Genomic DNA, 11,688 nt, shown 5'->3' on the forward strand with positions numbered 1-11,688 from the left:
CGATATCTGCACTATAAATTCTTTTTTTATTTGTGCGCGTCGCCAATCCTTCTCAAACGCAAAATTTTTGAAACTTCTGATTTTTCCGAAGAATCAAAAACAAAAATCCATACGAAAAAAACACAACCGATAAAGATAGAAGTTTTAAGAAGCAATCGATAAAGCAGAGGAATAAAATCCAGGTAACCTATAAATGAGACAACACAAAGGCAAAGAATGACTCCTAAAAAAACTTTTTTGACTTCAAAATCAATTGCCTGAAAACGCTTTGAAACAGCATAGGTCAACAAAGGCACCAAAGTATAGGTCAGCAGTGCCGCCCAGGCGGCAGCGCTATATCCAAAATAAGGAATCAGTGAGGCATTCAAAATTGTACTGACTATTGCAACGACGCCGTAGACATAGACCAAATATTGCATTTTACGCTCGTAAAACAAACCCGCCGACACAATATTATTTAGACCATTGATCAGAACTCCTAACATTAAAATCGGAGTCAGCTGTATTCCCCGGTAATAATCAGGCTTAGGTATAATGGCATGAAGGAACTCAACGAAAAATAATGAGCAAAAAATAATCCCTACCACACCTATAGTCATGTAGTAGGTAGTAACCTTAGTAAACATAGCGCCTTTTCCCTCGTTAGTACGATTTTCCATCATAATAGGGTTCCAGACCTGAGCAAAAGGAGCGATCAAAATAATTGAAATAATCGAAGCCGCTCGAGCGCCAACGGTGTAAACGCCCGCATCTTCTACTGATAAATACTTGTTCAAAAAAAATCGATTTGACCATTCCATAACCATAGCCGCTACGCTGGCTAACATATTAGGAATCCCAAACATTATGAGGATCTTAATTTCCGGTCGATTTATCTGTGCGACCAGTACGCCCCTGCAAACGTACAGAAGATATATAAAAATGATCAGACTTGAAAACAGAGCACCCATAATCGGCGCCATGACACCCATTGATGAGTAAACCAATAAAAAATAAGATATCCCGATATTCAACAATAGAGTCAGAACCCCAGATATTGAAACGATTCGCGACCACTTCACAAAACGCATATAGTTGTAAAATATTTGGTTTACAAACGCGATGGCAGTCCCGGTCAAAGTCCAAAAGATGTGATCGCCCCACTGAGCAGTCCCAAAAAGATATTCTGAAAGATGATTCCTAAAGAAGAAGCCACACATCACTTGCAAGATGGCACCCAAAACAATTAGGTAAAATGACGTGCTAAATACAATATTTCTATCTTTTTCCAGCTCGTAATCGAAATAAGAACGCGACAGTGCCGATGAAATTCCGAAATAGAAAATGGTCGCAGCTATGGCGCCACACATTTGGATAAGTGAGAAAACACCAAAATCTGCAGTCGATAGTTTGTTAGTAAGAAGTGGTAATAACAAAAAAGTTACCGCCGATTGGGCGACACTTCCAATGCCATATACAAAAAAATGTAAAAATAGTTCTTTAAGGGGCCTCTTCAAGTCTTACTCTCGGAATTGCGAACAGCTTGAACCTTGCCTATGAATAATAAAATCCAAAGGAAAAATAGTAAAATGCTCGAAGGAGGAGTTGCTTGAAACATGTAGTAACCTAAGAACGCTAGCGGAGCGATGAGCAAACTCATGGAAATAGAGTCACGGTCCTTAACTATTTTAGAAAGACTTTTATACATCTCGCTCTTAAAGAATAGCAGCAAGGCGACAACCAGCAATACAAAATTCATTCCATGTTCCGCTAAAAAATATGCGTAAAGATTATGCGTATTGGTGACGTGAGCTCCACTTTTAATTAAGTTATAGAAGGCCAGACCACTTTGAGTATCCAGGGTATCGATGTTCACCTTGGTGGGAATTTGGCTATCGCTCATGTATCTAGGTACATTACCAGGTCCAACACCTAAAATGGGGAAATTCAAAAATAGGTCTACCCCTCTATAAACCGCTCCGATCCGTTCCTTAAAAGACTCTGTACTCGCAAGACGGCCATGAGCATACACATAGTGTTCTTGAATAAATGCATCTGGCCCCCCATTGGATCTTGCTAACCAAATTTTTTCGACACCCGGAGGTGCCATATTAGACGTCCTTTCCGAGATGGGAAAGATAACGCCCGCAAAAATTAATACACAAGCCACTAATTCCTTAAATCTTCTTTGAAGCACTCCCAATATAACCAGCGCCGTAAGAAATGGCACCCAATGGGCTCTGTTCAAAGTTTCAACCATCAAAAAACTGGAAGAAATAAATAAGAATAAGAAAATTGGCTTCTTTTTTGAAAAATAATAATAGAGTGCGCTCGAAGCGCAGGCGATCAAGAACAACCCGGCCTCAAGATCATTGGCCATAAGCCCACTCTTAAAACCATTTCTATAGTTAAACGTGTATTTGTAAACCGCTATTGGCAGGAAGTTAAACTTCACCAACACATACTCTACAAGCAACACACTTCCTAAGAAAACAAAAATAGCGGCGATAAAGTCTATTTGGCTTGAACGTTTAATCGAAAGGTAGACAGCCAGGATCAGCACCATGATGTAGAAAAACGGAAGCGTTTCTAAAACAGCTTGAAGCGGAAAAGGGAACTTCAAGGCACTAAATCCAACCTGGATAAAACTTTTCACCACAATGAGGCCAATAACCAACAACATAAACTTTACCGCAGTTGGCAGAATGTAAGATCTGTTTTTCAGAACCAACCGCACCAAAGAACTGGTAAGCGCAAAAAAAATCAAAAATTCAAGGATTTGATAGAATCCTATCTCAAACAAGTTTTTACTAAATCCCAAGTTAAATAGAGCTTCAGGTCCATCAGCCCTCATCCTTTGCTTCGGAAAAAAAAGGAAAAAACAAATCCATGCAAACAAGGACTGTTCTAGCGAAGCTCTAACACCAAAACGCCAGACGCAAAATGCTCCCCACGTTATCAACGCGATCGAATAAATTGAAAAGGCTGTTACGGAGTATGGCAAAGAAAAACCTAATACAAAAAGAACCAGCCCAGACAGATATAGAAAAGACCAGGAAATAATCCAATCTGAGGCTTGCGGGAATGCGGCTTCGAGGTTTTTATAGAACTTGCTTCCCAAAGACATTTTCTCCGCCTATTTACCAAGTTTTAAAAGCTTAATAATCCGCGGCACAAGGGTCTGTCTAACCCCTGGTCGGTGCAGAAACTGCCAAACAGAGAGCGGAAAAAAAAGAATTATATAAGTCACAAAATATTGAGGTCCGAAAAAAATATTTTTCCTTAGAATTCTTCTCGCCTCGCTAACTTGGCCAAGGTCAACCAGGTAACGAGCTTTATAATAATCAGCTCGTGCATGTGCTTCTTTAAAGGCGGCAGCGTATTTAATCTCAATTCCAGGATTTTCTTTTTTAAGCTTATCTAGGGTGTACTCGCGTTCATACGCCCATCGGGAAATGGCTTTTCCAGTCAAAGACCCTTCATAAATTCTTAGCTTCACTAAACACTCCGGCACAACACAAAACTCATGTTTCGCAGCCATACGCATAAATAAATTGTATTCTTCCGAAGCGACCATCTCTAAATCGAACTCATAACCACCTTCGACCAAGATATTTCTTTTAATCAACAGAGTTGAAACGGCAATATCAAATTGGTTAAGTAATTCCTCGAAAATATAACCTGACTTATTGTTGACCAAGTCTTTGCGTAAAAAAGTTCCGTCTTTAGAAATGATTTCTGTGCTGGTATAGCATACGGCGAAGCTGGAGTTCCAAAACACGTCAATTTGTTTTTGAAGACGATGTGGAAGCCAGATATCATCCGAATCCAAGATAGCAATGAGATCGCCGTCAGCCTCTTTCATCGCTAAGTTTCGCGCCTCTCCTAATGGTGTAGTTTGGGACGCGCGAAAATATTTAATACGATTTCCGTAGGACTTCGCAATTTCACCGCTTCGATCAGTGGAAGCATTGTCCCAAAAGATGATTTCCCAGTTATTGTAAGTCTGGGCAAAAACAGAATCTAAAGCTTCCGAAAGGTATTTTTCGCCATTAAAGCAATTTATTATTATACTAACCAACGGCGAACCAGACATTCCCACCCTCAATAATTCAGACGCGCGCTCTTAAATACCTTAGTAATCTATAACTTAGAGGCTGAGATAAAACCTTGTGCCCCTTAAGAACGGAGAATGCCAATTTATCCCTCTCCAGACAATCAATTAATTTTTCTGCAGCGGAATCTATCGAATGGTTTTTTTCGAAGTAGTTATAGCTTTTTTTACACAGCAGGGCGTAGTTCTGATCCAGGGCCGCTATAACTTTACTCAAACTCTGGTTACCACTCGTAAAGCTATTTCCATTTATCACGTCCCCAAGGACATATCCATCCTGCTCAAATAAAAACTGATAAACGTAATCCCCTGTTATGGGAACGTAGGAAATATCTAAAAGCACCGTCGGAACACCCATGCGTGCACCTTCTAAGGCGGAAGTTCCCATGGCGAATAAAACATCGACCTCGTCCCGAAGGAACTTTTCAACCTCGCTGGTTGTCAACTCAGAGATATAGCGAACTTTAAAAAAGTTATTTTCTAAATTTGCTTCTTGAATGAGATATAGATATTCGCCGCGCCCCACAACCGTGAACTCAATAACCCGCTCTTGTTCCATAGCTAAATGGGCCATTTTGCGCATTGTGTATAATAAAATATGAACTTTGAAGTCCGCGATACGACCTATCCACGCAGCTCGCAGCGGAGACCTCACGTTGCGGACTTCTAAATCGCAAATTTCGTCTACGCCCTGGAGAGTCACGGGTAGATATTCTCTTTTATCACAGTTCACACCAAAAATTCGCTCGGTGGTATCCAGATTCACCCGATCCATAAATGCGATGGCGTCATACTTCAAAAGTAATTTTAAAAATCGGACCACACGTAATTTATAGGCGAATAAAATACTGTTCAGAAAGAAAATGATTCGCGTTTCGGAACCATGAAGCCAGTTCCGCAAGCCCGGGATGGCCGGCACAAGGTTATAAGGGTAACAATTCCAAAAAAAGAGCTTACAGCCGTCTAAAGGCCGCAAGGAAGAGTAAATCGACCAAGGTGTCATTGCTTGCAGCACCAAAATACCGTTGTCAGGAATTACAACCTCAAGATCATCTTTATATTCAAGCAGCTTCACCTGTGCAGACTTACGGTGTGTCGCCATATATCCATCAGCATAATCGACAATATAAATTTCGTTGGGAATTTTCCCTGCAAGATACTCTGCCATTCTTAAAAAGAGCAAAGAAACCCCGCCCACCTCTCGGTAAGGAAAACAAAAAAATATCACCTTATTCTTTAATCGTTCCACAGGTATTCCGGCAATTCCTTTTCAATGGAACGAATTATTTCTTGATCCGAAAAGGCTTTCCACTTTCCTACGTGCACAGAAGACTTTCGTGGATCAAAGTAACGCCCCTTTTCGATATGATTTTTTTTATCTTCTCCTAAAAATTCGATGATCTGCTCAAGGCAATGATCATATTTAGTGACCAGGTTTTCATACTGTAGAATCAAGACTCTAGAGTCGCTTCCCGAGTAAAGATGCTGCATGTACGTCCGGTAGCGCCTAATGAATAGTTCTAAATCATCCGTCGCCAAAAAAGATTTATTAATTCCGTCATTTTCACCGGCTTGAAGCTTGATATCTTCCGACTTCAAGGCGTGGGCGTTAATTCCGGAAACATAAATGTCTCGGGGATCACGAATCACAATGATGGACTTAGAATTTTTTAAAATATCCAAAGATCTAACAGGATTAAACGCTTCAAAAGCATTATTAAAAAAAATAGTCCTGACGTTGCTATCTACGGTACTTTCAAATAACTTATTGATGAACGAACTTACCTTTTCAGAGAAGTTTTCTCCATCAACAAGCTGGACCCAGCTTCGCGCCCGAAGCCTGAATCCAGACTTGAGCAATAACTTACTCCAAAATCTTTGCAACACACCATAGGTCAAGAAATCATAGGGCCAATATGCAAGATACTCTCCAAGGACCAAGCTTTTTACAAACTTCTTCGCTTCGGGAGTAAAGGTGCCTTTGAATCGCAGGTCATAGCGATTGCCAGTGACTGACATGGTTTGAAAAATATTGAGCCTTCTAGGACTTGGACCTATTAAGTCCACCACGCGCAAAAAAGCATTGATAGCATAATGGGATCTTACCGGCGACCAATCTTCACACAAATGATGTTTAAGATCGAGAAGGCCCCCGGGCAATCGAAAAAGATCAAACTCAAACGAGTGCTCTGGAATATAGTATGAGTCAAACTCTCGCAGAATATCTGAGACCGCCGTTTTTCCTGAATTCCCTACGCCAGAGACATCTACAAATTTTTTCATAGGTCAAAATGAGTTAAGAGCATCGATGACCTGGCTTACATCTTTTTCTGCCATCGTTGGATAAATAGGAATACTTAAAACTTCCCGATGAATCTTTTCTGTGATTGGTAGGTTTAAGTGAGCGAACTCTTTATATGCTTCCTGTTTGTGAGGCGGGATTGGATAGTGAATTAATGTCCCGACTCCCCGCTCCTTCAAAAAACTCTGCAGCCCAGCTCTATCGTCGGCAAGCACAACAAACAAGTGCCACGCGTGGGCTTCTCTATCAGGGCATTCCGGCAAATGAATTCGGGGATTTTTTATCTCCTTAAGATACTTCTCTGCAATTCTACGTCGGGCTTCTGTTTCTGTATCTAGATGCCTTAGCTTCGGTCGCAATAAAGCAGCCTGCAACTCATCAAGTCGACTGTTTACCCCTTTGTATCTGTTGACATACTTCTCTTGCGAGCCGTAATTGCGTAGCGTCTTGATCACAGAAGCCAATTCGTCGTGATTCGTCGTCACTGCACCAGCGTCGCCCAGTGCCCCTAGATTTTTGCCAGGATAGAAGCTAAACCCGGAAGCGTCAGACAAGTTTCCACAACGACGTCCATTTAAAATGGCACCATGAGATTGAGCACTGTCTTCAAAAATAAGCAATCCATGCTCTTGCGCAATCTCTTGCAGGGAGGTCATGTCTGCAAGCTGACCGTATAAATGGACCGCCATAATAGCTCGAACATTTTTATTCAGATGTTTTTTTACCTCGGATGGATCGATATTAAACGTTTTAATATTCGGCTCAACCAATACCGGTTTTAAGCCCGCGAGCGAGATCGCCAAGATCGAAGCAATATAGGTATTTGCCGGTACCAAGACCTCATCACCATTTTTTAAGCGACCTAAATGTTTGTAAGCTTCAAGTATAAGCACCAAAGCATCCAAACCATTTGCTACTCCGATACAGTGTTTGGTTCCACAGTATTCTGCAAACTCCCTCTCAAATGCTTCAAGCTCTGGACCCATGATAAAATAGCCAGAATTTAAAACTCTTTCGAACGCCTGAGTCAGTTCTTCCTTATGAGCCAGATTAATTTCTTTCAAATTCAAAAAAGGAATCATGCACGCTCCTTGATAGGCTTGGCGGGATTTCCAACAACGGTGGTATGATCGGCAACATCTTTCGTCACGACCGCACCCGCACCGACCATGGCGTTTTCTCCGATAACTATTCCTGGAAGAATGACACAGCCTGCGCCTAATGAGGCGCCTTTTTTTACGACAGTTTTTGCAAACTGGGTCGGGTACTGTTTAGAACGAGGAATTTTATCATTGGTAAACGTAGCATTAGGGCCGATAAAAACCCCGTCCTCTAGAACGACGCCATCCCAAATATAAACCCCACTTTTAACGGTCACGTTGTTTCCAATGACGACATCATTTTCAATAAAACAATGAGCATTGATATTACAGTTAACGCCTATTTTAGCATTGGGTAAAATGACACAAAATTGCCAAACCAGTGTGCCCGCTCCGATATGGGAGGATTGAACATCTGAAGAGGGGTGAATTTTCACTGCATTCACTATCGCTCCCTTATGGCCTTTTCAAAAATCGAGTAGTCTCGGATATAGTCAGCTTCATCATAGTAGTCGCTAGCCAGAACTGCAATAACGCAGTCTTTGGAGAAGTCATGCATTTCGTGCCAAACGAGGTTATCGATAAGAACGGCCTCTTGAGGATTAGAGAGCTCAATGTTCTCTTTACGACCCTTCCCATCATCCAAATAAACACGCAGACTTCCGTTTAAACAGATCATGACTTGCTTCAATTTATAATGCGCGTGAAAACCACGAGGCAGATCATTTAGGTCATAGAGATAATAGATGCGCTTGATATCGAATGGAATCTGCCGCCCGCCTTCTAACGCAATTAGTTTGCCACGGGCATCAGAAAGGACTTTAAACTTCAGGGAATAGTCAATACTCACAATTGTTCCAACTATTGAGTTAATTTTTTAAATGCGTGCACCGCTTCGGACATTCCTACTTCATACATGCGCGCTTCAAAACTGTAGGCTATGAAATCAAAGCCACCTTTGATGGCCTCTTGAACCTTCGCAAGACTTGGTTCAACGACATGAATGCCTCGAGCTTTTTTATTTTTAATATTTGATTCTTCGATCTTAGACATCGCAGCAAGAAAATCCGGAGCATCGAATTGTCCTGGCTTCCCTAAAGAAGCCGAAAGATCGTAAGGTCCGACAATAAAACCATCCACCCCAGGAACACTCATAATATCATCAAAATTATTAACCGCATCAATATGTTCAATTTGAACGATGAGTACAGATTCCTTCGAGAGCCACTCACGATATTCGGAGAATCCGGCCCCATACTTCTGGGCCGAAGACAAACCTACGCCACGAGTCCCCGTTGGAGGGTAATGCATTGCGCGATAAGCTTTCATGGCCTGCTCGCGAGAGTTCACCATCGGAACAATAATTCCAGAAGCCCCAGCATCCATGACTCTTTTAATTTGAATTGGATCATTGTCCGAAAGCCTTACCAGCATCGAAACACCGTTGCTTCGGCCTATGTTTATCAATGTGGCCATTTGATCTAAGTCGATCGAACTATGCTCAAGATCAATACAAATCCAGTCCAAACCTGAGTTGACTGATATTTCCACGAATGCCCTGTGTGCCAAGGTAATCCAGGTCCCAAGAGTGGGAAGATGTTTTTTGAGTTTTTCTTTCAATTCCATGAGGCGTAGCCTAACCAAATCAAGCTGCTTATACAAATGAAAAGGTCATAACTATCAAATGTTTGGCGCGTTAAGAACGCAAATCAAGTGAACTTCGATGACACAATCCAATCTTTAAATTCTTGCTTCAAAAACTTTCGATCAATCTTGCCATTTATATTCAAAGGAAATGAGTTTTTCGCAAAAATCTTCCTCGGTATCGCATATTCCGGCAATATCTGAGAGAGTTCTACTTTAAGCTGTTGTTCATTGATAACCGCCGCTTCAACAAAAACGGCGACAACTGCATTTCCATGATTGTCATGCTCAAAAACCGCGACAGTGCTCTTTGCGCAGATTTTAGAACATGCATTTTCGATTTCCCCAAGTTCAACGCGAAAGCCTTGAATCTTAACTTGCTGATCGACCCGGCCACAAAAGAAATAATCACCAGCAGCATCCCTAATGGCAATGTCACCAGTCTTATAAAAGCGTTCTCCACTAGACGTTTTAAAAAATGCTTTCTTCGTATTTTCCGGATCCAGATACCCAGGAGTTACTTGAGCCCCCCCAAGGCAAAGTTGTCCCTCGCACCCTGAGCCTTCGACAACATTTTCACTGTCATCAATAAGCATTAATTTTGTATGAGCCATAGGCTTACCAATCGCCAATATGCCATTTCGAGCAGAAGGCGTACTGCATTCAAAAGCCGCACAGTAAATTGTGGCTTCAGTGGGACCATAGAAGTTCCAATGCTCGGCATTGGCGCAGGATTTTTTCCACAGCGAAAGATCTTGCTCCAAAAGTGCTTCACCACAAAACGTAGAATATCGAAGTTCCGGAAAACTAACTCGCGGAAGATAAGGACGAAGAAAATTTATAATAGATGGCACCATAAGCGCATAAGTTATGCGCTCATCTTTTAACGTTTTATAGACTGATAGATACTTCGCATTTCCACTTTTTAAAGGATAAACAGATCCACCGACCAGTAACGGCAGCAAATAGGAGACGACGGAAAGATCAAATGAAAAATCAAACATTTGAAGAAACCGGTCAGAAGCACTCAGATGCAATCCGAGCTTTGCATGTGCATCGAAGAAGGACTCCAAATTACCTATAGATATAGGCACACCCTTTGGAACGCCAGTGGATCCGGATGTAAATAAAATATAGGCAATCTGCTCTGGATAAACCCCCGGCGAGGGACTTTTATCAACAAGCTCATTCGAATTTACAAAATTGATCGTAAGGTCTTTAAAAACGTCCTTGGCCTCAATATCACTAAAAAACAAAAACCTTATTTCAGCTGCCACGATGATGTTTTTATTTTTTTCTGGAGGCTGACTACTTAAAATTGGAACAAAGGTATTGCCCGAAAAAAGTACGCCCAAGATCGTCGCATAGGTTAGAAAATCCTGCTGCGCCAAAACTCCAATTCTTTCGTTTTTTCGACCGCTCAGAAAACTTGCGATTTCCTGAATCTTTTCCCCTAATTCAAAATAAGTGTAATGGCGCTCATCAAAAACAAAGGCCGTGGCCTGGGGTGAGCGTTTGATATTCTCCAGAATTTGGTTCAAAATCATGGTTCTTCCAGTCATATACAGGATAGCTTTTAGTACCAGAGAGGCAAATTTTGGGCAATTTTAAAAAAAAGGTGGTTTTGATCGGCAACGGCATGCTCCCTTCCCTTTGCGCGAAGCATCTAATTGAACGGCCCGATGTGGACCTCAGCTTTATTGTGGTCGACGACAGCCCTCAACGCTATGGTACTGGACTTGAAAATGCCGCTGAAAAATTCAATATCCCCTTTAAAAAAGTTCAGAAGATTCGCGGTTCTGAGATAGAACGAAGAGTTCAAGAACTAAGGCCGAATTTCTTACTCAGTATTTGTAATTCTCAAATCTTAAGGCCCGAACTTCTTTCTGCCTGCGAAGTGGCAATTAACTTTCACAATTCACTTCTTCCTACTTACGCGGGATCGAACTCTTGCACTTGGGCTATTTTCAAAGGCGAAAAAAATTTCGGGGTCACATTCCATCTCATTGAGGGCGAGGTAGATTCCGGTGCTATCATCCTGCAAAAGTCATATCCGATCCCGGACAACGCCACAGCAGGACACCTTTTACTGACCGGAGCTCACAGAGGATTTGAACTCTTCAAAGAAGGGATCGATTTAGTTTTAAATAATATCATGCCCCCCCGCCACCAACAATTAACCGAAAGAACTTACTTCACCGCAAAAGAAAGACCAAATGACGGCTGGTTCAATTTTCACTGGTCCACATCCGAATGTCTGCGCTTCTTGAGGGCTTTCGATTATGGCCCTCTGCAAAGCCCCGTAGGACTTCCGAGAATTAAGATAAAGGATAAGATTCTGTATGTCTCTACAGGCCGTGAGTCTAAATCTCCAGTACCGAATATACCAGAAGGAAGCATTCATCTGATCGATGACGGCATCACCGTAAGAGTTAAGGACGGCTTAATTGAATTGACTTCATTTTTTACAGAAGATATGAGGAAGCTAAGTTTGTCAGAAGTAATTGCTGAATATAAAATCCAAGACAAGATGATTTTGTCTAATTGAA

Annotated in this window: 11 protein-coding genes; 1 reads left to right on the top strand and 10 read right to left on the bottom strand. The window is 41.6% G+C overall.

What is annotated here, in order from left to right:
- Positions 1 to 26: 26 nt before the first annotated feature.
- From AZI86_RS10965 to AZI86_RS11010, 10 genes are all read right to left on the bottom strand, one after another.
- A complete protein-coding gene (locus AZI86_RS10965) occupies positions 27 to 1,496 on the bottom strand; it encodes an oligosaccharide flippase family protein (protein WP_061835234.1) in 1,470 nt (489 codons plus the stop codon).
- The gene (locus tag AZI86_RS10970) at positions 1,493 to 3,106 is read right to left on the bottom strand and encodes an O-antigen ligase family protein (protein ID WP_061835235.1); all 1,614 of its coding nucleotides are present in this window, start codon (positions 3,104 to 3,106) and stop codon (positions 1,493 to 1,495) included. Before AZI86_RS10970 ends, AZI86_RS10965 begins: the two co-directional genes overlap by 4 nt.
- Positions 3,107 to 3,115: 9 nt before the next feature.
- Positions 3,116 to 4,075: a glycosyltransferase family 2 protein gene (locus AZI86_RS10975; RefSeq protein ID WP_061835236.1), complete on the bottom strand. Its 960-nt coding sequence runs from the start codon at positions 4,073 to 4,075 to the stop codon at positions 3,116 to 3,118.
- A 16-nt stretch (positions 4,076 to 4,091) separates the two neighbouring features.
- A complete protein-coding gene (locus AZI86_RS10980; protein WP_061835237.1) occupies positions 4,092 to 5,342 on the bottom strand; it encodes a glycosyltransferase family 1 protein in 1,251 nt (416 codons plus the stop codon).
- Positions 5,330 to 6,376 carry a sulfotransferase domain-containing protein gene (locus AZI86_RS10985; protein ID WP_061835238.1) on the bottom strand — a complete coding sequence of 349 codons (1,047 nt, stop codon included), beginning with the start codon at positions 6,374 to 6,376 and terminating at the stop codon, positions 5,330 to 5,332. Before AZI86_RS10985 ends, AZI86_RS10980 begins: the two co-directional genes overlap by 13 nt.
- A gap of 3 nt (positions 6,377 to 6,379) precedes the next feature.
- A complete protein-coding gene (locus tag AZI86_RS10990) occupies positions 6,380 to 7,477 on the bottom strand; it encodes a DegT/DnrJ/EryC1/StrS family aminotransferase (protein ID WP_061835239.1) in 1,098 nt (365 codons plus the stop codon).
- The gene (locus AZI86_RS10995; RefSeq protein ID WP_061835505.1) at positions 7,474 to 7,932 is read right to left on the bottom strand and encodes an acyltransferase; all 459 of its coding nucleotides are present in this window, start codon (positions 7,930 to 7,932) and stop codon (positions 7,474 to 7,476) included. Before AZI86_RS10995 ends, AZI86_RS10990 begins: the two co-directional genes overlap by 4 nt.
- Positions 7,933 to 7,940: 8 nt before the next feature.
- On the bottom strand, positions 7,941 to 8,345 hold the full coding sequence (locus AZI86_RS11000; RefSeq protein ID WP_061835240.1) for a sugar 3,4-ketoisomerase: 405 nt from the start codon (positions 8,343 to 8,345) through the stop codon (positions 7,941 to 7,943).
- Positions 8,346 to 8,356: 11 nt separating this feature from the next.
- On the bottom strand, positions 8,357 to 9,121 hold the full coding sequence (locus AZI86_RS11005) for an HpcH/HpaI aldolase family protein (protein ID WP_061835241.1): 765 nt from the start codon (positions 9,119 to 9,121) through the stop codon (positions 8,357 to 8,359).
- 83 nt (positions 9,122 to 9,204) lie between these two features.
- The gene (locus AZI86_RS11010; RefSeq protein ID WP_061835242.1) at positions 9,205 to 10,686 is read right to left on the bottom strand and encodes an AMP-binding protein; all 1,482 of its coding nucleotides are present in this window, start codon (positions 10,684 to 10,686) and stop codon (positions 9,205 to 9,207) included.
- A gap of 50 nt (positions 10,687 to 10,736) precedes the next feature.
- On the opposite strand from AZI86_RS11010, the gene AZI86_RS11015 reads away from it, so the two are divergent.
- Entirely contained in the window at positions 10,737 to 11,687 is a 951-nt protein-coding gene (locus AZI86_RS11015) for a methionyl-tRNA formyltransferase (protein ID WP_061835243.1), read from the top strand.
- Position 11,688: the final 1 nt, after the last annotated feature.

The organism is Bdellovibrio bacteriovorus (assembly GCF_001592735.1).
GTDB lineage: Bacteria > Bdellovibrionota > Bdellovibrionia > Bdellovibrionales > Bdellovibrionaceae > Bdellovibrio > Bdellovibrio bacteriovorus_D.